The sequence below is a fragment of the Mycobacterium sp. NGS22 genome (genome assembly GCF_059813095.1).
On sequence record NZ_JCALDY010000030.1, the window covers coordinates 12,174 to 33,158 of the forward strand.

Here is a 20,985-nt window from a genome sequence, read left to right on the forward strand (position 1 = left end):
GTCAGACCTCCACCGGGATGTTGTTCCAGCCCCACTGGAAGCTCGACGGCAGCCGGGTTGCCCGGTCGCCGCGGATCGCGAAGTCCGGTACTCTTTTCAGCCATTCCTGAAGCAGCACAGCGACTTCCAGTCGGGCGAGGTGGAAGCCGAGGCAGAAATGCTGGCCGCGGCCGAAGACCAGGGAACGCTTTATCGGCCTGTCCCAGATGAACTCGTCGGGATCGGGGTATTCGCGCTCGTCCCGGTTGGCCGAGGCGAGCAGCGTGATGACGCGCTGTCCCGGTTGGATCGTCTGGCCGTGAATGGTGAAGGGTTTGCGGGCGGTCCGGGCAAACCATTGCGCCGGCGCGCAATACCGCAGTATCTCCTCGCGGGCGATTTGCACGTTTCGGTCGAGATCGGCTCGTACCGCCGTCATCTGGTCGGGGCGTTGGCTGAGCTCCCACAGTCCCGTCGCCACGATCTTGGGTACGGTCTCGGTGCCGCCGATGAAGACGCACAGCATCTGGGTGGCGACCTCGGTGTCGCTGAGCGCGCTGCCGTCCGGCAGGTGGTAACCGAGCAGCCCGTCGACTATCGGAAGCGCATCGCCCTGACCGGCCCGGTGCCGTTCCACCACCGGAATCAGGAATTGCAGATAGTTGGGCCGGGACTCGGCGGTGTCGACGCCTTCACCGGGCTGGGCAAGACTACCGGCGTTGACGGCGGCCAGCACCTGCGGCGCGAGATCGACTGATATGCCGAGCAGTTCGCACACCATGGATGCCGCGACGATGCCGCCGTACTCCTGGGTCAGGTCGAATTCGCCGCGCGGCAACAGCAGGTCCAGGCGTTCGTTGGCCAGCTCGCGGATTCTGGCTTCCAATGCGGTGACCGAGCGTGGCCGGAACGGTTGGGAGTGCGCGCGGCGGATCTCGCCGTACAGGTCCGCGTCGAACACCGCGTGAAAAGGCAAGGGGTGCAACGGCGGATCGGCGACCGGGCCGTCGTTGTGCTTGGCCAGCACCGACGCCGGCGGCAACGTGCCTTCGGATGCCACAAAGGTTCCGTCGTTGACCTCCAGCACCCGCCAGATGTCCTCGAATCGGGAAAGCGCGAACGTATCCCACTGCGGCAGGTAATACACCGGATGTTCGTCGCGCAGGATGCGGTAGTACGCCGGCGGGTTCGCCATCACCTCCGGATCGAATGGATCGTAGGAGAATTCGCTCATTGCAACGGCGACGGCGGTAACGCCTGCAGGATGGAGTCCTCCCAGCCGTCGCGCAGTGCCGGCGCAACGCTCATCCAGGTGACGATCTCGGCCGGCGGGCTGTCCTTCCAGGACGGGTAGTGATTCGCGAAGCACTCCCAGCCACCTTCGAGCGCCCAGTAGTGGATCACCTCGTTGAATCGGAAGGTGGTGGTGAACGAGCCAAGCCAGTATTTTCCGGTGCTTTCCGACCACGGCACGTAGAGCCGCTCCAGTTCGCGGATGTAGTCGTCCTGCCGGCCGGGCTTGGTCTGCATGATCTCCTGAATCACCAGCGGGGCAGCGAAATTGGCTTCCCGCAGTTGAGCCAGCGTTCTGTTGCTGGGGCCCGGGTACATGATCCGGCCCTCCCCGGAGGCGCCGATACCGGCCAGGAATTCCTGCCACTGGGCGGCCGCGGTCTCGTGGCTGCCGCCGGCAGCCTGCGCGGCACCGATTCGGGCGTAGTCGGCGAAGGCGTCGATCTCCCAGATGACGGTGACCTGGGGCCAGTGGCCGTTGTAGGGGGTGGACTCCCAGATCGCGAAGAGCCGGGCGCCGAGGTCTTCCATCATCGGTTGGTAGGTGGCGGTGAAGACTTCGGTGAAGCGGTCGCTGCGCCCGGAGCCAAGGTCGATGGTTTCGTGCAGGTACAGCAGCGTGTGGCGGTAGTACTTCTTCATCGTGTCCCGGTCACCCGAGCCGAGCCGAGTCGGTGAACAGCGTTTCGGTGGGATCGATTGACCGATAGGGGATTTCGGCTGCGCGCAGCGCCTGCCCCTTGAAGGCTCGGGCGGCGGCGCTGAGGGTGTAGTCGGTCCTGGTCATCCCGCGCGCCATCCCCAGCGGCCACTGCCGGCCCCACAGCGCGACTTCGGTCAACCGATCGTCGACGGCCCTGCGTACCCATTCGCGGACGCAGTCGTGGGCGGTGAGGGCTTCGACGCTGACCGCCAGGGCGTCACTCATCGGGGCCGACATGTCCAGCTCGTCGAGTTCCAGCACCTGGGCACCCAGGATCCGCAGCGGCCGGGCGGCGCAACCGCGCGGCAGCAGGACGTTGACCGCCCAACCCGCCATCACCCGGTCGAACAGCCAACCGCCGGCCGTCAGGACAACGTCGCCGGTGTCGGTGGCGAGGACGTCGAGCCGATGCTGCAACGCTTGACCGTCTTCGCGGCTCCGTCGCGCCGCGCCCGTCATATGGAACGTCGAAGTGACCATCAATCCGTGCCTGTCGCGCTTGTCATGGGCTGTGGGACAGCGTGACACTTTTGCGTAGTTTTGTAAAGCTCCGTCGTTGCCTATAACTGGCGACGGGCTGCCAATTCGGCGAGTACTTCCTCGGTGTGCTGGCCCAGTTCAGGGGCTGTTGAACGAGGTGACCAGGGCGTTCCGTGGAAATCCGCGGGCGTGGCCACCATCGGTACGTCGCCGTCGGGGTTCGGCACGTCCACGAGGCCGCCGGACGCGTGGAACTGTTCGTCGGCCACGATGTCCTCGAGGGTGTTGATCGGCGACCAGAAGAAGTCCGGTTCGGCGGCGAACAGCTCCGCCCATTCGTCGAGCGAGCGGGTCGCGAAGATCTCGTCCAGCGCGGCGATCAGCGGCACCGCGTTGACGGCGCGGGCCCGGGCGTCGGGATATTGCGTCAGCCACTCGGGTCGGTCGACCACCCGGCACAGTGCCGGCCAGTGCCGGTCGACCTCCAGGCCGACGATCCAGAATCGGCGTCCGTCGCCCGCGGCGTAGTTGTTCATGCACGGGTTGCCCATCGTGGCGCGTTGCCCGATCGCGATCGGCTGGCCGGTGAGCAGGTAGGTGTTCAGGTCGAAGCTGACCGTGTAGGCGCCCTGCCGGTACAGCGACGTGCTCACCAGTTGGCCCTCCCCGGTACGTTCGCGGGCCAACAGCGCCGCGCACACGGCGGCCGCCAGCGTCATGCCGGCCGAGTGATCACCCATCCCGCCGCGCTGGAACGGCGGCGTGTCGCCGGGCCGGGTGAGCAGGTGGGCGATGCCGCCGCGCGACCAGAACGCGGCGACGTCGTAGGCGGCGCGGTCGGCGTCGGGGCCGGATTCGCCGTAGCCGGTGATCAGGCCGTAGACCAATCTCGGATTGCGTGCGGCGACTTGCTCGTAGTCCAGCCCCAACCGTTGCAGCGCCCCGGGCCGCACATTCGTGACGAAAACGTCTGCGTCATCGAGCAATTCGAGCGCGGTCCCGCGTCCGGCTTCGGTGGTGAGGTCCAGCACGACGCTGCGCTTGGACCGGTTGTCCATCTCGAAGGGCGGGTTCACGCCGAGGTCGCAACCCAACATCCGGCCGAACAACCGCCCGGGATCACCGGTCGGCGGTTCGATCTTGACGACGTCGGCACCCCAGTCCGCCAGGATGCCTCCGGTCGCCGGCCCCGCGACCCACACCCCGAGTTCGACGACCTTGATGCCTTCCACCGGTCCCGCCATGGGTGGAACACTAACCAGCCGGGCTAGAACGGTGGGTCGTCGGGCAGGGGTTCGAAGGGAGGCTGGTCGGGTCTCCAGTCTCGGGGAAGTTCTTCAGGTTCGCGCGGGTCGTTGATCCAAGTACAGAACGGGCTGGTACTCGGAGCGCCTTTGAAGATGAACAGCATGTCGCGCTGGTGGTTTCGCCACTTGCGATCGGCGATCCCCTTCTTGCGGGCCTCGGCGAGCCAGCGTCGTTCATCGTTGACGGGCCCGGTCTCCCGGTTATGTTTGCGGGCCCGGTTGATCTGGCCGGCCCGCTGTTTGGATCGGTTGCGCCGCTTGAGGTTTAACGCCACGCACGCCGTGCCGAGCGGGGGGAACAGATCCGCGCCGGCGGCGGCCACCTCGGAGCGCACTGCAATCACAAGATCGTCTGACGCACACTGCTCGACGGCACTGACGCCCGCTGGCTTGTGGTTCTCGAAGAGGATGCTGTCCCAGGGACCGAGTTCAACTCCCAGCTCGCAGCAGTCCTCGACGCAGCACCGACACCGATCGTCTCGCTCTACCTCGGTAAGCTACGGCCTCCCAAGTACCAAGCGACCGTCGAGGACGCCTTAAATCGAGCCGATGCCCAACCAGCGCGGCTGGATCCATGTTGCCTCATGTCAAGATGCCGACAAGTAGAGCCCGACATCGGAGGAACACCATGAGCCTGGTAACCGGCCGCGGTCCGTTGAGCAGTCATCCTGCCGGGCGCTTCGTTCCCCCGATACCGCGCGACCTGACGGGGAAAGTCGTCTACATCGAGCCGCATCCGCGCCGCATCCAGGCATACAAGGACGGGCGGCTCGTCATCGACACCGAGAAGGCACTCTTGATCCACCGGCCGGACCGGACGCTCAGCTACGCATTTCCCACCGACGAGGCATCCGAGCTGCCGAACGAAGCTGAACCAGAGGCACCCGGCTACCTGTCCGTGCCGTGGGACGCCGTCGATGCGTGGTTCGAGGAGGGCCGCAAACTGGTCCATTACCCGCCGAACCCGTATCACCGCGTCGACTGCCGACCGACCAGACGACGTCTCAGCGTCAGCGTCGACGGCACCACGCTGGTCGACACCGACGACACCGTCATCGTCTTCGAGACTGCCTTGCCGCCAAGGCTTTACGTCAAACCCGAGCATGTGCGCACCGATCTGCTACACAAGACCGACACCACGAGCTACTGCAACTACAAGGGCTACGCGACGTATTGGGCCGCCGCCGAGGCAGACGTCGCGTGGACCTACGAGGACCCGCTGCCCGAAACACTGCCCATCAGAGGCTATTTCAGCTTCGATGCCGCTCACGCCGACGTGATTGCCGAACTGCCCGAGCCATAAGCCGTCCCAGCGGCAACCTGCGTTGCGCTGAACTAGTTGCCGCGCTCCTTCTCCGCTTCGCGGACCGCCTCGTCGATCGTGGGATAAACGACGGCGCCCTCGCTACTGCGGCCGGTCAACATCACCCGGCGATCGGGGTCGACCAGGACGATCGACTTGCCTGCTTTCGTCAATGACTCACGCATCCTGGCCAGCATGGTGCGGGCGATCTCACTGATGTCACCGACCCGCGACAACTCCAGAATCGCGACATCGAATAGGTCGCACTCATTTTCCACGGTGCGCATGACCTGTTCGGCCCCGACGAACAGGAGATCCCCGTGCAACTCGAAAACGCGAATTCCTGCGACGACGTCGTGGGTGTCCCGAATGATCGATCGGCTTTCTCGGGTCACCGACAAAAAGTGCAGACCGAGCTGCGCCGACAGACTGCGACAGATACGGCTGCCGCGCACACTGTTGCCATGCCCGTCGAGCAGCGGAGAATAAACGCCGATGCCTAGTTGGCTCGGCAGTACCGCGAGGATGCCGCCGGCCACCCCGCTTTTTGCCGGCATCCCCACGGCACTTACCCAGTCGCCTGCGGAGTCATACATTCCGCACGTCATCATCACACTGAGCGTGCGCTGGACGACTGCCGCGGACATTATCCGTGTCCGACTCCGCGGATTCACCCCGCCATGGGCGAGCGTAGAGGCCATGTGGGCTAGATCAGTGCTGCTGACCTTGATCGAGCATTGTCGAAGGTAGACGTCGAGGACCTCATCGGGATCGTCATCGAGGACGCCGAAACTTTGCAACATATAGGCGATCGCACGGTTTCGACTGCCGCTCGTCTTTTCGGAGCGGTAGACGTTTTCGTCGACACCGAGGCGGTGACCGGCGCATGCTGAGTAGAAATCCAAGATCTGCGTAAATCGCTGTTGCGGAGTCCCGGCAGGTAACAGCGACACTGCGGCAATGGCGCCGGCATTGATCATCGGGTTTTTCGGCGTCTTGGTACGGTCGTCGACGCTGATCATGTTGTACGGCTCACCCGATGGCTCTAGACCGATTTTCGCATCTACCGCATGATGGCCGATCAATTCAAGCGCAAGAGCATAGGTGAACGGTTTCGAGATCGATTGAATTGTGAATGCGGTGGCCGAATCCCCGGATTTATAGAGATAACCGTCGATCAACTCGAGTGTCAGTCCGCATTTCGAAGTATCGACACGGGCAAGTTCGGGAATGTAATCGGCTACCGCTCCTTCGGTGACGCCTGCGTGTTCAGCAACGATCTGATCGAGATATCGCTGTACCAGCTCCGCCACACCGGCAGCTTAACGGGAAATGGATCGACAGCCGGGTCCGCTACCGGAAACTCGCTTCAGCTTCCGTAAGCCGGTCGCCCCAGCCGCAATTCGTGCTGAGCGATCATATTGCGGAACACCTCCAGCGAGCCGCCGTAGATACCCAACGGCACCGCCAGGCGGGAGACATGTTCCGTCGCACCATCATCGGGCGAGCCTGTCGTCTCAGCCGGCAGCACCGAGGCCGGACCCAGGATGTCCATCAAGTCCCCGGAGATGTCCCGCATCGTCTGAGCGATGGCGACGCGCCCGTACATGCCCGGCGTGGACAGCGCCGCCTCCATCCGCGCGCAACTGCGCCCGAGCCGGTACATCGAGTAGTCGTCGTCGCCGTCCGCCAGACCGGCAACCCCGTCCAGCGCTTCGGCCATCAGCATGCCCTGCATCACCATCGCGGCAACATCATGCAAGCCCGGATCGTCCCGCTCATCCAGCCCGTGCTCGGAGTCCAGCGCCGCCCGCATCACCGTCCAGCCGCCGTTGACCTCACCGATGCGGTAGAGGTCGTCGACCCGCACGTCGGTGTAGTAGACGATGTTGGTGCGATCACCGTCCAGGGTGCGAATGCCCTGAATCTCGATACCCGGTGAATCCAGCGGCACCAGAAACATGGTCAGGTTCCTGTGTTTCGGCCGTTGCGGATCGCTGTTGGTGAGCAGGAAGACGTACTTGGCGTTCTGCGCATTCGACGTGAACATCTTGGAGCCGTTGATGATCCAGCCGTCCCCGTCACGTACCGAGCGGGTCTTACAGGTGGCGACGTCCGAGCCGCCTTCGGGCTCGGTGTAACCCAGGCACAGCCGGATGTGCCCGGAAAGCACACCGGGCAGCACCTTTTCGGCGAGTTCCGGCGCGCCGAACTGCTGCACCAGCCGCGCGACCACCGACGTGGTGCCCCAGTGATACCAGGGCGTGTGCGCCCGCGCGATCTCCAGATTGAAGATCCGACGGCGCACCGGGCTGAACCCACCGTCGGACTCGACGTTCCAGTCCGCCGCCAGATAGCCCGCCTCGCCGAGCGCCAAATGCACCTTCTCGTCGAAGTTCTCGCCGAACTCGCGATTGCGCGCCCGCACCTCCTCGGTGACGTGTTCGGCTACGAATGCGCGCATCAGATCCTGGTAAGCCTGGTCCTCGGCGCAGAGTTCCACCCGCGAAAAGTCCATGTCAGATCGCGTCGATCACCGAGGTGCGGAACCGGTCGACGGTTTCCAGGATGTGCGTCAGGCTGTCACCGGGCAGGTGCACCGACACCCAGGTAACCCCCAGTGCCGCGAGCTTTTCCAAGCCATCAAGGTAGGCGTCGGCGTTGAAGTCGTCGGTCGCCGGGCTGCCGCCGTCGAAGTTGGTGAACGTCACGTCGAGAGCTGACCAGTCACGTCCCAGGGAGTCACACCGGCGTCGCAGATCGTCGATGCCGGCCGCGAGTTTGTCCAGCGAGTCGATGGACGCGGTTCCTGCGGTGCGCGCCAAGCCTGCCGGCGCGGGGAACGGGCACCACCCGTCGCCGTACTGCGCCACCCGTTGCCGGGCCGTAGTCGTGTTGCCGCCTACCCAGATCGGCGGCGGGCTTACCGGACGCGGATGCGCGGTGATGCCGCGGGCGGTGAAATGCTTACCCTCATAGGCGATGTCGTCGGAGGTCCAGATCAACCGGATGACTTCCAGCGCCTCCTCGAACAACTCGGTGCGCTCGTCGTAGTCCACCCCCACCGCGGCGAACTCCTTGCGCAGGTAGCCCACACCCACGGCCAGCGTGAAGCGACCTTCGGACAGCACGTCCAACGTGGCCCCGGACTTGGCCACCACGAACGGATTCCGGTAGGGCAGCACCACGATGTTGGGAATCAGCCGCAGTGTCGTGGTCCGTGCCGCCGCATACCCCAGCGCCACAAAGGGATCCAGCGCGTCATGACCGCCCGCTTCCAGCCATCGCTGCGACGGGGCCGGGTGGTCGGTGAAGCCGAACCCGTGCAGGCCCGCCTGTTCGACCGCCGCCGCCACCGTGGCGATACCTGCCCCCGAGATCAGCTCAGGGTTGTAGGGATGGCTGTGCATCGGGTGGGTGACGGTGAAACGCATGGGATTCAGAACCGCGCCCGGGCGTCGATCGAGGTGTCGCTGGTGCGCAGCGGCCGGATCAGCGCCTCCTGGGCGAACGAACACAGCAGCTCACCGGCTTCGGTGTGCACGGTGCCACGCACGTAGGACATTCCGGCGCCGACTTGGGTGCTCTCGTGGGTGTAGAGCAGCCAGCCGTCCCAGCGCACCGGCTCGTGGAACGAGACGAAGATCGACATCGGCGCGGTGGACACCGTCAGGTGCGCTTGGGCGGTGCCGATGCCTTCGTGGGCGCGCATGGTCGTCGAAATGCCAAGGTGGCCGGTGAAATACGCGAGCAGCGCCTTGGCCAGGTCGTCCCGGGAAGGGATGGGGTCGTAGTGCAGCCAGGCATACAACTCCGGCGGGCCCACCTCGTCGGGACTGTTGACGTCGACCACGTCGACGAGCCGCAACTCCCGTCCGGTCATCGGCATTTCCGAGACGTTGGCGTCCGCGGGCGCGGCCACCTCGGGTCGCGGCAGGTGGTGGCGGATGACGTCCTCGGTCGGGACGTCGGTCAACACCGTCAGGGTCACGCAGCGTTTGCCGTTCTGCACCACGGAAACGACGGCGGTCGCCGTGGACCTGCCCTCGTTCAATACGTCGAGGGCGAGTTCGATCGGGGGACCTACCGCGATCGCACGCGCGAACACCGCGTGTACCGACCGCACCGACTTGCCCGCAAATCGCTGGGCCACGGCCACGATGGCCTGGGCCACCACCTGGGTGCCTTCCACCACCTGCCGGCCGTCCTGTCCAGGTAAGCCGGTCTCGGCGGTGTACCGGTCGGGTGCGTCGGCGGCTTGCACTTCGAAGAGTTCCAGCAGGCTCTCCACCGACCACTGGACCTGTTCAGATTCTGTCGTCACGCGCTCACTCCTTGCTCCGGCAGCTCACGGCTCAGCGTGACACTTTGCGTATTGTTTGTAAAGCTAGGCAATCGGCACCGCCGATGCGATGCGTTGACAGCGATACCCGCGGTGCATGACACTTCTGCAGTGATTTGTAAAGGCTCGATGGTGCCGACCCCGCTGGCCCACGGCTTTTGCTTTGGCGAGGGCCCGCGCTGGTTCGAGGGACTGCTGTGGTTCTCCGACATGCTCGGCGAAGCCGTCCACACCTCGGACCTCCGCGGCTCCCTGACCACGCTGCCGTTGCCGGGGCACTCCCCTGCCGGCCTGGGGTTCCGGCCCGACGGCACCCTGTTGATCGTGTCGACCGAGGCTCGACTCGTGCTGGGCTATGACGGGGAAACCACCGACCCGATCGCCGACCTGTCCGAGCTCGCCACGGCCAGCCTCGGCGACATGGTCGTCGACCGGGCCGGCCGCGCTTACATCGGATCACAGGCATTCGAAGGCGGAAACATCATCCGCCTCGACCCCGATGGCCGCGCCGCCGTCGTCGCCGAGGATCTCGACTTCCCCAACGGCATGGTCATCACCGCAGACGGGAGGACGATGATCGTCGCCGAGTCCGTCGGCCGGCGACTGACCGCGTTCAGCATCGACGACGACGGCGCGCTGCACGACCGGCGGATCTTCGCCGACAATCTGGACGGGCCGCCGGACGGCATCGCGCTCGACGCCCAAGGCGGGGTGTGGGCGGCCATGACGCTGGCGCACCAGTTCGAGCGGATCACCGACGGCGGGGAGGTGACCGACCGCATCGACATGGGCGACCGGGTGGCAATCGCCTGCGCGCTGGGCGGCCCGGAGCGGCGCACGCTGTTTCTGCTGTCGAGCACCGATGCTTATCCCAAGCGTCTGGTGGGCACCCGGCTGTCGCGGCTGGACGCCGTGCGGGTCGAGGTCCCCGGCCTGCCCTGAACGTAAGGTCTGCCCTGACACGAAAAGGTGGATGCATGTCCGACTCGTACTACGAGCTGATCGACCCGGCCGACGGGCCCGGCGAGAAGTTCCGGGCCACCGACCTGGCCCGAGGCACGTGGTCGGCCGCCATCCAGCACGGTGGTCCGGTGTCGGGGCTGCTGGTGCGCGGGCTGGAGCGCTGCGAGGTGCGCGACGACACCCGCCTGAGCCGGGTCGTCATCGACCTGCTCGGCCCGGTGCCCGCTGATGGCGATTTGTGGATGCGGTCGCGAATCGAACGCGGCGGCAAGCAGATCGAGCTGGTGACCGCCGAAATGCTTGCGCCGGGTCCCGACGGGCAGCCCCGGCCGGTCGCCCGTGCCAGCGGCTGGCGGCTGCAACAACTCGACACGCAAGCCGTCGCGCACGCGTCGACGCCGCTGCCCCGCCCGCGCTCCGAAGCGCGCGAACGCAACATGAAGGCCCTGGGCTGGGACCGCAACTACGTGCACAGCTTGGAGTGGCTGTGGTTGACCGAACCGCTGTCCCCCGGTGGCGGCGAATCCTGGATCAAACCAATCACCGATCTGGTCGCGGGCGAAACGATGACACCGCTGGAGCGGTTGTTCGCGGTGGCCGACTGCGCCAACGGCATCGGCAGCACGCTGGACATCAGCAAGTGGACTTTCCTCAACACCGACCTGGCGGTGCACGTCTTCCGGGTGCCCGACGGGGATTGGATCGGCATACGCGCCGAAACCAGTTACGGGCCCGACGGTATCGGCACGACGATCGGGACGCTGTTCGACGAACACGGCGCCGTCGGCGCCATCCAGCAATCGGTCTTGGTGCGGCCCCGACCACCGAAGGTGAAGTCATGAGTGAAGCTGCGGTAGACACTTTCGAATCCGACAGCTCCACCCGCCAACGCATCCTGGCCGCCACCGCGGAGGTCTTGGCACGCAGCGGCAAGACCAAGCTCAGCCTTTCCGAGGTCGCCACCCAGGCCGGGGTGTCGCGGCCTACCCTTTATCGGTGGTTCGCCTCCAAAGAGGAACTGATGTCGGCGTTCTCGCGATACGAACGCGAAGTCTTCGAAATCGGCCTGGCCAAGGCCACCGCCGGGTTGAAGGGCGCCGAAAGGCTCGATGCCGCACTGAGATTCATCGTCGACTATCAGTATTCCTACTCGGGGGTGCGCATGGTCGACATCGAGCCCGAGCATGTCATCGCGCAGATGTCGGGGGTGATCCCGGAGATGCGCGCCGGTTTGCAACGCTTGCTGCCGGGACCCAACGCCGCGGTGAAGGCGGCGACGGTGATCCGAATTGCGATCTCGCACTACGTGGTTCGCAGTGACGACGCCGACGAGTTCCTCGCGCAGCTACGGCACGCGGTCGGCATCAAAAACAGCGACTAACCGCCGCGAGCAGACGCAAAAGCCCCCCAAAAGGACGCCTTTTGGGGGCTTTTACGTCTGCTCGCGCGAGAACAGCACCGCGGCATTCAGGTAGCCCGTGGGGTCCAACGCCGTCTTGAGCGCCCGCATCGTCGCGATGTCGGCCGCCTCGCGGGACATGCCAAGGTAGGGCCGCTTGCGACTGCCGACGCCGTGCTCAGAGCTGACGTTGCCGCCGCTACCGGCGATCAGGTCCATCATCTCCGCGTACAACGCCGGCTCGCGTTCGACCGGGAAGCGCAGCACGTTCAGATGCAGGTTGCCCTCGCCGATGTGCCCGAACAGCACCGGCAGCGCATCATCGACGTGCCGGTGCACCAAATCCACCGCGTCGCGGGCGAACAAGGGGATCGCCGGCAGGGGCAGCGACACGTCGAACTTCAACGGCGCCCCGTACACACCCAACACCTCGGCCAGCGCCTCCCGAACACGCCACAACCGTTGCTGCGCAACCACATCCACGCCGACCGCCGGCTCCGCCCCGACACCGTCGAGCAGCTCGGCCAGCCGCTCGGTCTGGTCGTGGTCGGCGGCCAGCTCCACCAGCAGCAACCAGTCACCGTCCACCGGCGGGCGGAAACCCAGCTCGGCCTCGATCAACGCGGCTCCGCGCCCGTCGACCAATTCCAGCGCGGCGATCCCGTCCACCTCGGCGAAGATCCGACCCGCCGCGACCAATTCCTCGAGGTCGTCGAACCCGCACACCGCGGTCACGCGGTGTGACGGGGTGAGGTGCAGGCGCAGGTCCAGCGCGGTGATCACGCCGAGGGTGCCTTCGGCGCCGACGAACAGCGACGGCAGGTCGTAGCCGGTGTTGTCGCGTCGCACCCGGCTGTGCCGGTGCAGCACCGAACCGTCGGGCAGCGCTACGTCCAGGCCGATCACCTGCTCGCCCATGTTGCCATAGCGGACGGTGCGCAGGCCGCCGGCATTGGTCGAAGCCATGCCGCCGACGGTCGCGGTGTCACGCGCCGCCAGGTCCACCCCGAACACCAGGCCGGCCGCGGAGGCGGCCCGTTGCACGGCCGCCAGGGTCGCGCCGGCCCCGGCCACCACGCGGCGCTCCAACGTGTCGACATCGCTTATCGCCGAAAGTCTTTCGGTGGACAGCAGCACATCGTCGTGCTCGGGAACGGTGCCGGCCACCAACGAGGTGCGGCCGCCCTGCACGGTCACGAAGGCGCCGGCGTCGCGGCAGATCCGCAGCACCTCGGCTACCTCGTCCCCGCAGCCCGGGCGTACCAGCACACTGGCCTGCCCGCGGTACCGCCCGGTGTGGTCGACGCTGCGACCGGCCAGGACGTCGGGGTCGGTGACGACGTGATTCGAGCCGACGACCCCACCCAGGGAGGCGGCCAGGCCCGCGAGCATCATCCAGCGCTGAAATCTTTGTGGTTCACATCGGTGACCAGCCCGCCGTCCATGATGAACTCACTGCCGGTGGCATAAGAGGCTTCGTCGCTGGCCAGGAACACGACAAACGTTGCGACTTCGCGTGATTCGGCGGGACGGCCGAGCGGGATGGTGACCATGTCCTCGGGCAGGTGCGCGGTCATCGGGGTCCGGATGAACCCGGGGTGCAGTGAGTTCACCCGGATGTTCAGCGGCGCCAGTTCCAGTGCCGCCGATTTGGTGACCCCGCGCACCGCCCACTTGGACGCGACATACGGATGCACGAACGGCGCCCCGCGGATCCCCTCGATCGAGGACACGTTGATGATGGAGCCGCCACCGGCCTCGGTCATCGGATCCACCACCGACCGCATGCCCAGGAAGGTGCCGGTCAGGTTGACGTCGATCACCTGCTGCCACTTGTCCATCCGGAATTCCCGCAGCGGACCGGCCGCGACGATGCCGGCGTTGTTCACCAGCACGTTCAGCTTGCCGAATTCCCCGATTGCCGTCTGCACCGCGGCTTCCCACTGGTCCTGCTGGGTGACGTCGAGGTGGACGTAGCGCGCCGAGTCGCCGATCTCGGCGGCCAGCGCTTTGCCCTCGTCGTCGCGGACGTCGCCGATCACCACTTTGGCGCCCTCCTCGACCAGTAGCCGCGCGTCTTCGGCGCCCATCCCGCGGGCACCGCCGCTGATCAGGGCGACCTTGCCCGCTACCCGTCCTTCTCGTCCCATCAGCGGGAACTCCTTTCGGTTCTAGGGATCAGATCGTTCGGTGCGAAGAGTCCTTTGCCGGTGACCAGCGGCAGGTCCAGCGTGCTCCGGATGCCGGGCGGGGCCGCGATCACGTCCGGGATGGCGTTGACGATGCGGCCCGCGGCACCGGCGATCGCCGCGTGGTTGTGGTCGCCCTTGCGGCTGGTCGGCACGATGTCTACGGCGTAGGAAGGCTCGCCGGTGATCTCGACGCGGTAGGAGCCGGTGCCGGCGGCGGGCTGACGCAGATCGGGCCGCAGGTCGGGACGCAACCGGGTGATGTGTTCGATGACGATGGCGGGGTGACCGTTGACCATGCCCCGAATTTCGAACTGCAGCACCGCCACCGTGCCCTTGGCCACGTGTCCGACGGCGATGTCGAAGTCTTCGGGCGCCGGCTCACGTTGGTAGGACTCGGTGATCTCGTCGACCTCGATGCCCAGGCCGGCCGCCAGCTGCCTGATCGCGGTACCCCAGGCGATGCTCAGCACACCCGGCTGCAGCAGCATCGGAATGTGGTCCATGGGCTGGGCGAACCCCATGTAGTGCATCACCTCGGCGCCGTCGTAGCTGGCGTAGTCGTGGATCTCCATGCACCGCACCTGTTCGATGCGCTGGCAGGTTCCGGCCAGCGCGAACGGAATCAGGTCATTGGCGAAGCCGGGGTCGACTCCGGTGATGAAGATGCTCGACTTCCCTTGCTGCGCAGCGGCTTCCACCCGATCGATGTACTTGTCGGGCATGACACCCCACGGGTACTGCAACAGCCCGGGCGACGATCCGACGACGTCGATGCCGGCGACGAGTATGCGCATCACGTCGCCCATCGCGTCGGGCAGCCGGGTGTCACCCATGGCGCAGTAGACGACGCAGTCGGGACCGGTGGCCAACAACGCGTCGAGGTCGTTCACGGCTCGGATGCCGGTCTGCGTCGGGGCGTCCAGACCGAGACCACACAGTTCGCCGGCATCCCTGCCCACCTTCTCCGGCGTGGACACACATACCCCGGTGAGTTCGAAGCGCGGATCGGTGATGAGTTCGGCCAGCGCCAGCCCGCCGACATTTCCGGTGCCGACGTGGGCGACACGAATCGCCATGAGCGTCCTTCCGTGGAACTGAGCAAGATCCGAACTTTTCTAGACAGTAGTCCATAATTTTTCGCGCGCGAAACGCCGGAATTCGGGGCGACGCCGCTCTACCCTCTGTTCATTACCTCATACCCGCGGTTACGAATTGGCGGGGAAGGACGGGGAGATGTCGCACGTAATAACGGTTCCAGAGACGCTCGTGGCGGCGGCTGTCGACGTCGACGGCATTGCCGCGGCCGTCCGAGCGGCCAACGCCGCTGCGGTCGTCCCGACGTCGAGTGTGCTGGCGGCGGCCGGTGACGAGGTGTCGGAGGCCATCACCGCACTGTTCAACGCCTACGGTCAGGAATACCAGGCGGTGGTGCGGCAGGCGGCGGCGTTCCAATCCCAGTTCACCCAAACGCTTTCCAACGCGGCCGCGGCCTACACCCAGGCCGAATCCGCGGCCGCTGCGACGCTGACATCCCTGCTCGCACCCGGCCCGGCGGCACCGGCGGCCGCCAACATCGCGCTGATCATGGGCGGCACCGGCAACCCGCTGCCCTTCGCCAAGTACATCGCGGACATCAACACGAACTGGATCCAGAAGCTCTTCCCCGGCTATATCCCCACGGGTCTGACCACACCCGAACAGTTCTGGCCGATCACTCCCGACCTCGGCGACATGACCTACAACCAGTCCGTCACCAAGGGCGTGGCAGCGCTGAACAGCGCAATTCACAACCAGATCGCCGCTGGCAACAAGGTGGTCGCCTTCGGTTATTCGCAGAGCGCCTCGATCATCCACAACGAGATCGTGGCTCTGATGGCGGCCGGATCGCCCTACCAAGGCGGCGACCTGTCCTTCATCATGGCTGCCGCCGGCAACAACCCCAACGGCGGCTTGTTGTCACGCTTCCCGGGTCTCTACATTCCGATCCTGGACGTGCCGTTCAACGGTGCCACCCCGGCCAGCAACCCGTACCCGACGCAGATCTTCACCGCCCAGTACGACGGCGTGGCCCACGCTCCGCAGTACCCGCTGAACATCCTGGCGGACGTCAACGCGCTCATGGGCTACTTCTACGTGCACGGTAACTACCCGACGTTGTCAGCGCTGGATGCCATCCCACTGCCGACGTCGCCCGGCTACAACGGCGCCACTGAGTACTACATGTTCTTGACGCAGGATCTGCCGCTGCTGCAGCCGATCCGCGACATCCCCTACGCCGGACCGGTCATCGCCGACATCTTCCAACCGGCCCTGCGCGTGATGGTCGACCTGGGCTACTCGGATTACGGGTACGCAGACCTGCCCACCCCGGCCGGCCTGATCAACATCCCCAACCCGATCAACGTCGCCTACTACCTGGGCCAGAGCCTGTGGCAGGGACCGTATGGCGCGGCGGTGGAGATCGGCGTGCAGGCGGGCCTATGGGGACCCGAGCACTTCCCGGACGCCTACCCGTGGGTCCCGTCGACCAATCCGGGGCTGAACCTCTACCTGGGCCCGACGCTCAGCCAGCCTCCGGTGACGGCGATATCACTGCTGAGCGGCGCTCTCGGGGACGTGCTGCACGTCATTCCGCCGATTTTCAACTGATCCAGCACCCAGCGGTGTCTGGGTACGGATCGCCTCGTCCCGGATCAACCCGCGCAGCAGCGCCGTGCTGAACTCGGCCGCGATCTCCTTGGCCGTGCGTCGTCCGCTGGGCCGCAACCACCGGTAGGCGCCCAGCGTCATCCCGATGTAGCCGAGCGCCAGCACGTGCGAGTCGCACGGGTAGAACTCGCCGCTGGCGATGCCCCGGTCGATCAGGCCGTGCACGTGCTCGTAGACCTGCACTTCCTTGGCGCGAACCTCGGCCACCTGTTCACTGGTGAACCATTCGGTGATGTAGGGCTGCTCCTGGAAGTACACCGCGGCCCGTTCCGGGTTGGCGGCGATCCCGGTCAGCAACCGAACGGTGTACTGGTACAGGGCTTCGCGGGCGGTCCAGTCCGGGTCATCGTGCACCGCGGCCAGCGTGCCCTCGGCGGCCTGGCGATAGATGTCGAACAGGATCAGCGACTTACTGGCGTAGTAGTGGTAGACCGTCGCCTTGTTCAGCCCGATCACGTCGGCGACGTCGTCCATCCGGGTGCCGTGATAGCCGCGGGCCGCGAACAACTTGGTCGCGACGGCAAGCAATTCCTCGCGGCGCGAAAGTCCATTTTCGGACGGCATCGATACTCACTCTTCGTCGCTGCCGAGCTGGGCCGACGGCTCCGGACGCGGCATTTACCAATCAACTGGTTGGACAGTTTACGACCGGTGCCACCTGTTGCCGCGACGTGGATGGGACTAGACTCGCCGGAGAACCTCAGTCGCGATCAGAAAGGCGGAGTAATGGACCCGAGTCCTGACTACGACGGAAGCGACGAGATCGAGTTCTTCTTCAGCTATCTCACCTGGGGTCTGCGCGGTGTGGAGTCCGGCAACGGCTATCCGCCGCCGGCCTACCCACCGGTTTAGAGAGCCTTTAACTCCTCGGCGACCGCGGTCACCGACTTCTTGGCGTCCCCGAACAGCATGCTGGTGCCCTCGCCGTAGAACAGCGGGTTGTCGATACCGGCGAATCCCGAATTCATCGACCGCTTCAGCACGATCACCGACTTGGCCTTGTCGACGTTGAGGATCGGCATGCCGAAGATCGGGCTGGACGAGTCGTTGCGCGCCGCCGGATTGGTGACGTCGTTGGCGCCGATGACGATCGCGACGTCGGTACGGCCGAATTCGTCGTTGATGTCGTCCATGTCCTTCATCGCGTCGTAGTCGACTTCGGCCTCGGCAAGCAACACGTTCATGTGCCCCGGCATCCGGCCGGCGACCGGGTGGATCGCGTACTTGACCTCGACGCCCTTGCCCTCCAGCAGCGCCGCCATGTCCTTGACGGCGTGCTGTGCCTGCGCCACGGCCAGCCCATAGCCCGGCACCACGATCACCTGGTTGGCGTAGGCCATCTGGATGGCAGCATCCGCGGCCGAGGTGGCCTTGACGGTCTTCTCGCCGCCGTCACCACCGCTGGGCGCGATACCGCCGCCGCCGAAGCCACCCGCGACGATGGCCGGGATCGACCGGTTCATCGCCTTGGCCATCAGGTTGGTCAGGATGGATCCGGACGCGCCGACGATCATGCCGGCGACGATCATCGCGGTGTTGTTCAGCGCCAGTCCCGCCGCCGCGGCCGACAGCCCGGTCATGGCGTTGAGCAGGGAGATCACCACCGGCATGTCGGCGCCGCCGATCGGCAGCACCACCATCAGACCCAGCACACCGGCCGCGGCCAGCAGGCCGATCATCCACCACAACGACGCTCCGGGGAGGTCGGGATGCGCGTTCAGACCGATGACCACCGCGGCGCCGACGGCCCCGAGCAGCAGCAACAGGTTGATCGGTTGCTGCGCTCTGCCGAAGCCGATCGGTGCGCCCGAAATGATCTCCTGCAGCTTGCCGAACGCGATGATCGAGCCCCAGAACGAGATCGAGCCGATGATCGCGGCGAACAGCGAAGCCACCACGATGTGGACGGTCGGCGACTCACCGTGCTTGAAGTCGGAGAAACCGGACGTCTGAATGAACTCCGAGAGCGCGATGAGAGCGACAGTGCCGCCGCCCACGCCGTTGAAGAACGCCACCAGCTGCGGCATCGCGGTCATCTTGGTCAACCGTGCCGGCGGCACGCCGAGCACCACGCCCACGACCAGCCCGGCGATGATCAGCGGCCACTGGCTGGTGTGCCGGATCATCACCAATGTCGCCGCCACCGCCAGCGTCATGCCGACAGCGGCGATCAGGTTGCCGCGCACCGCGGTCTTAGGGCCGGTCAGGCCCATCAAGCCGTAGATGAACAGCGAGAACGAGATGATGTAGAGGACGATCACGAGGTAGTTCATTTGGCGGCCTCCTCCGACTTGGCAGCGGGAAGCGCCTTCTTCTTGCCCTTGAACATGCCCAGCATCCGGTCGGTGACGATGAAGCCGCCGATCACGTTGAGCGTGCCGAACACCACCGCCACGAACAGGATGATCTGCACCGCGATCGACGGGTTCTCCACCCTGCCGAACACCACCAGCGCGCCGAGCACGACGATGCCGTGGATGGCGTTGGTGCCCGACATCAGCGGGGTGTGCAGGGTGTTGGGCACCTTGGAGATCACCGCGAACCCGACGAACCCGGACAGCACCAGGATCGCCAGGTTGGCCAATAGTTCGTCGTACATCTAGGAGTCCTTCTGTCGTTCGCGGGTCACACACGAGTCCGCGATGACCTCGTCGTCGAAGTCCGGCGCGAGTTGGCCGTCCTTGATCAACAGGTCCAGCAGCGCGGTGATGTTCTTGCTGTACAGCTCGCTGGCGTGCTCGGGCATGGTGGCGGGCAGGTTGAGCGGCGACGCGATGGTCACGTCGTGCTTGACGACGACCTGGCCGGGCTCGGTGAGCTCGCAGTTGCCGCCGGTCTCCCCGGCCAGGTCCACCACCACGCTGCCCGGCTTCATCGCCTCCACCGCGGCGGCGGTGACCAGGCGCGGCGCCGGACGGCCCGGCACCAGCGCGGTCGTGATCACGACGTCGAAGCCGCTGATCGCCTTTTCCAGGGCCTTCTGCTGCTGGGCGCGTTCCTCGTCGGTCAGCTCTCGGGCGTACCCGCCCTCACCGGCCGCGTCGATACCGATGTCGAGCCATTGCGCGCCCACCGAACGCACCTGGTCGGCGACCTCGGGGCGCACGTCGTACCCCGTCGTCCGGGCACCCAGGCGCTTGGCCGTGGCCAAAGCCTGCAGGCCGGCCACGCCGACACCGAGCACCAGCACGGTGGCCGGCTTCACGGTGCCCGCCGCGGTGGTGAGCATCGGGAAGAACCGGGTCGACTCGGACGCGGCCAGTAGCACGGCCTTGTACCCGGCGACGTTGGCCTGCGACGACAGGGCGTCCATCACCTGTGCCCGCGAAATACGCGGAATGGCTTCGAGCGCGAACGCTTGCACGCCGGCCTGCTTGAGTGCGCCGATCGAGTTGTCGGCGTTGCGGGGAGCCAGGAATCCGATGAGCGTCTGGCCGCTGCGCAGCTTGCCTACCTCGTCGGCGGTCGGGGGAGCCACCTTGACCACGATGTCGGCTCCCCAGGCGTCGCCGATGGTGGCCCCGGCCTGGGTGTAGAGGTCGTCGGGCAGCAGCGCCCGCTCGCCCGCGCCGGACTCGACCACCACGGCCACGCCACTGTTCACCAGCCCCGCGACCGCCTTGGGTACCAGCGCGACGCGCCGCTCGTCGGCTCCGGATTCGGCGACAACCCCGACCTTTACGAGCCCTGTCTGCGCTTCTGTCATGGCGCGTGCATCAACTTTCTCACTGTCTCACTGGCTTTGGGAGCGGTCTGTGGACCCGGCCCCGATCTGATTGCTCAGACACCCTACGGGACTATCGGCCTGCTCAAATAACGCGACTACCAGAGCGGTATTTCCTGGCTGCGCTCGTTTTGTGGCCGCGGGCCGAAGATTCGCCGCTGCGATTCGGCGATCGGGACGTCGTTGATGCTGGCTTCGCGCCGGGCCATCAGACCCTCGTCGTCGAACTCCCAGAGCTCGTTGCCGTAACTGCGGAACCACTGGCCGGTGCGGTCGCGGCATTCGTACTGGAATCGCACCGCGATGCGGTTGTCATGGAAGCTCCAGAGGCTCTTGCGTAGCGCATAGTCGAGTTCGCGCCGCCATTTCCGGGTCAGGAATTCGACGATCTGCGCGCGGCCGGTCAGGTGCTCGTCGCGGTTCCGCCAGACCGAGTCGACGGTGTAGGCCAGGCTGACCCGTTCCGGGTCGCAGGTGTTCCAGGCGTCCTCGGCGGCTTGCACCTTCTGCAGCGCGGTCTCGAGAGTGAACGGGCGCATGGGCTCCATTTCTACCCGCGAGCTGGGTCACCTCGCGCTGCGGGCACCTCCC

Annotated in this window: 22 protein-coding genes and 1 pseudogene; 6 read left to right on the top strand and 17 right to left on the bottom strand. The window is 65.9% G+C overall.

Annotation, left to right across the window (positions count from 1 at the left end; translation table 11 throughout):
• Position 1: 1 nt before the first annotated feature.
• The 5 genes and pseudogenes from AC5Y47_RS21700 to AC5Y47_RS21720 form a co-directional block, all read right to left on the bottom strand.
• On the bottom strand, positions 2-1,213 hold the full coding sequence (locus AC5Y47_RS21700) for a cytochrome P450 (RefSeq protein ID WP_499946312.1): 1,212 nt from the start codon (positions 1,211-1,213) through the stop codon (positions 2-4).
• Positions 1,210-1,914: an NIPSNAP family protein gene (locus tag AC5Y47_RS21705; RefSeq protein ID WP_499946313.1), complete on the bottom strand. Its 705-nt coding sequence runs from the start codon at positions 1,912-1,914 to the stop codon at positions 1,210-1,212. The genes AC5Y47_RS21700 and AC5Y47_RS21705 overlap by 4 nt, the downstream gene beginning before the upstream one ends.
• A gap of 10 nt (positions 1,915-1,924) precedes the next feature.
• The gene (locus AC5Y47_RS21710; protein ID WP_499946314.1) at positions 1,925-2,455 is read right to left on the bottom strand and encodes a hypothetical protein; all 531 of its coding nucleotides are present in this window, start codon (positions 2,453-2,455) and stop codon (positions 1,925-1,927) included.
• A gap of 80 nt (positions 2,456-2,535) precedes the next feature.
• On the bottom strand, positions 2,536-3,699 hold the full coding sequence (locus AC5Y47_RS21715) for a CaiB/BaiF CoA transferase family protein (protein WP_499946315.1): 1,164 nt from the start codon (positions 3,697-3,699) through the stop codon (positions 2,536-2,538).
• Between the two features lie 23 nt (positions 3,700-3,722).
• Positions 3,723-4,076 (bottom strand): annotated as a pseudogene (locus AC5Y47_RS21720) (HNH endonuclease signature motif containing protein); the annotation flags it as partial.
• Between the two features lie 314 nt (positions 4,077-4,390).
• Between AC5Y47_RS21720 and AC5Y47_RS21725 the strand changes: the two are divergent.
• Positions 4,391-5,065, top strand: a complete 675-nt coding sequence (locus AC5Y47_RS21725) for a DUF427 domain-containing protein (protein ID WP_499946316.1) — start codon at positions 4,391-4,393, stop codon at positions 5,063-5,065.
• Between the two features lie 32 nt (positions 5,066-5,097).
• Here the strand turns inward: AC5Y47_RS21725 and glsA are convergent, their stop codons facing one another.
• Genes glsA through AC5Y47_RS21745 form a run of 4 tightly spaced genes read right to left on the bottom strand, consistent with a single transcriptional unit; the run spans position 5,098 to position 9,389 of the window.
• Positions 5,098-6,378, bottom strand: coding sequence for a glutaminase A (gene glsA, locus AC5Y47_RS21730; RefSeq protein WP_499946317.1), 1,281 nt, complete (start codon positions 6,376-6,378; stop codon positions 5,098-5,100).
• A gap of 56 nt (positions 6,379-6,434) precedes the next feature.
• Positions 6,435-7,583 carry an acyl-CoA dehydrogenase family protein gene (locus AC5Y47_RS21735; RefSeq protein ID WP_499946318.1) on the bottom strand — a complete coding sequence of 383 codons (1,149 nt, stop codon included), beginning with the start codon at positions 7,581-7,583 and terminating at the stop codon, positions 6,435-6,437.
• A 1-nt stretch (position 7,584) separates the two neighbouring features.
• On the bottom strand, positions 7,585-8,499 hold the full coding sequence (locus AC5Y47_RS21740; RefSeq protein ID WP_499946319.1) for an LLM class F420-dependent oxidoreductase: 915 nt from the start codon (positions 8,497-8,499) through the stop codon (positions 7,585-7,587).
• Positions 8,500-8,504: 5 nt separating this feature from the next.
• Positions 8,505-9,389, bottom strand: a complete 885-nt coding sequence (locus AC5Y47_RS21745; RefSeq protein ID WP_499946320.1) for an acyl-CoA thioesterase — start codon at positions 9,387-9,389, stop codon at positions 8,505-8,507.
• 147 nt (positions 9,390-9,536) lie between these two features.
• On the opposite strand from AC5Y47_RS21745, the gene AC5Y47_RS21750 reads away from it, so the two are divergent.
• The 3 genes from AC5Y47_RS21750 to AC5Y47_RS21760 are packed head-to-tail and all read left to right on the top strand — an operon-like array spanning position 9,537 to position 11,751.
• Positions 9,537-10,349 carry an SMP-30/gluconolactonase/LRE family protein gene (locus tag AC5Y47_RS21750; protein ID WP_499946347.1) on the top strand — a complete coding sequence of 271 codons (813 nt, stop codon included), beginning with the start codon at positions 9,537-9,539 and terminating at the stop codon, positions 10,347-10,349.
• A 35-nt stretch (positions 10,350-10,384) separates the two neighbouring features.
• Positions 10,385-11,212: a thioesterase family protein gene (locus AC5Y47_RS21755; RefSeq protein WP_499946321.1), complete on the top strand. Its 828-nt coding sequence runs from the start codon at positions 10,385-10,387 to the stop codon at positions 11,210-11,212.
• Positions 11,209-11,751 (top strand): TetR/AcrR family transcriptional regulator, encoded by a 543-nt coding sequence (locus tag AC5Y47_RS21760; protein WP_499946322.1) that lies wholly within the window; start codon positions 11,209-11,211, stop codon positions 11,749-11,751. Before AC5Y47_RS21755 ends, AC5Y47_RS21760 begins: the two co-directional genes overlap by 4 nt.
• A gap of 51 nt (positions 11,752-11,802) precedes the next feature.
• On the opposite strand, the gene AC5Y47_RS21765 is transcribed toward AC5Y47_RS21760, so the two are convergent.
• From AC5Y47_RS21765 to AC5Y47_RS21775, 3 genes are read right to left on the bottom strand one after another with little or no spacing between them, the layout of a single operon-like run.
• Entirely contained in the window at positions 11,803-13,161 is a 1,359-nt protein-coding gene (locus tag AC5Y47_RS21765) for an FAD-binding oxidoreductase (protein WP_499946348.1), read from the bottom strand.
• Positions 13,161-13,919, bottom strand: coding sequence for a glucose 1-dehydrogenase (locus AC5Y47_RS21770; protein WP_499946323.1), 759 nt, complete (start codon positions 13,917-13,919; stop codon positions 13,161-13,163). The genes AC5Y47_RS21765 and AC5Y47_RS21770 overlap by 1 nt, the downstream gene beginning before the upstream one ends.
• Entirely contained in the window at positions 13,919-15,037 is a 1,119-nt protein-coding gene (locus tag AC5Y47_RS21775) for an NAD(P)H-dependent amine dehydrogenase family protein (protein WP_499946324.1), read from the bottom strand. Before AC5Y47_RS21775 ends, AC5Y47_RS21770 begins: the two co-directional genes overlap by 1 nt.
• Before the next feature lie 157 nt (positions 15,038-15,194).
• On the opposite strand from AC5Y47_RS21775, the gene AC5Y47_RS21780 reads away from it, so the two are divergent.
• On the top strand, positions 15,195-16,610 hold the full coding sequence (locus tag AC5Y47_RS21780; RefSeq protein ID WP_499946325.1) for a PE family protein: 1,416 nt from the start codon (positions 15,195-15,197) through the stop codon (positions 16,608-16,610).
• Here the strand turns inward: AC5Y47_RS21780 and AC5Y47_RS21785 are convergent.
• The gene (locus tag AC5Y47_RS21785; RefSeq protein ID WP_499946326.1) at positions 16,551-17,234 is read right to left on the bottom strand and encodes a TetR/AcrR family transcriptional regulator; all 684 of its coding nucleotides are present in this window, start codon (positions 17,232-17,234) and stop codon (positions 16,551-16,553) included. The two genes, AC5Y47_RS21780 and AC5Y47_RS21785, sit on opposite strands and share 60 nt — an antisense overlap.
• 162 nt (positions 17,235-17,396) lie before the next feature.
• Here AC5Y47_RS21785 and AC5Y47_RS21790 point away from each other — a divergent pair, with 162 nt between their 5' ends.
• On the top strand, positions 17,397-17,522 hold the full coding sequence (locus AC5Y47_RS21790) for a hypothetical protein (RefSeq protein ID WP_499946327.1): 126 nt from the start codon (positions 17,397-17,399) through the stop codon (positions 17,520-17,522).
• Here the strand turns inward: AC5Y47_RS21790 and AC5Y47_RS21795 are convergent.
• The 4 genes from AC5Y47_RS21795 to AC5Y47_RS21810 all read right to left on the bottom strand — a co-directional run bounded on the left by AC5Y47_RS21795 (position 17,519) and on the right by AC5Y47_RS21810 (position 20,942).
• Complete coding sequence (locus tag AC5Y47_RS21795; protein WP_499946328.1) at positions 17,519-18,943, bottom strand: NAD(P)(+) transhydrogenase (Re/Si-specific) subunit beta; 1,425 nt, start codon at positions 18,941-18,943, stop codon at positions 17,519-17,521. The genes AC5Y47_RS21790 and AC5Y47_RS21795 overlap by 4 nt on opposite strands.
• A complete protein-coding gene (locus AC5Y47_RS21800) occupies positions 18,940-19,269 on the bottom strand; it encodes an NAD(P) transhydrogenase subunit alpha part 2 (RefSeq protein ID WP_499946329.1) in 330 nt (109 codons plus the stop codon). The genes AC5Y47_RS21795 and AC5Y47_RS21800 overlap by 4 nt, the downstream gene beginning before the upstream one ends.
• On the bottom strand, positions 19,270-20,376 hold the full coding sequence (locus AC5Y47_RS21805) for a Re/Si-specific NAD(P)(+) transhydrogenase subunit alpha (RefSeq protein WP_499946330.1): 1,107 nt from the start codon (positions 20,374-20,376) through the stop codon (positions 19,270-19,272).
• A gap of 116 nt (positions 20,377-20,492) precedes the next feature.
• Positions 20,493-20,942 (bottom strand): nuclear transport factor 2 family protein, encoded by a 450-nt coding sequence (locus tag AC5Y47_RS21810; RefSeq protein WP_499946331.1) that lies wholly within the window; start codon positions 20,940-20,942, stop codon positions 20,493-20,495.
• Between the last annotated feature and the right edge of the window lie 43 nt (positions 20,943-20,985).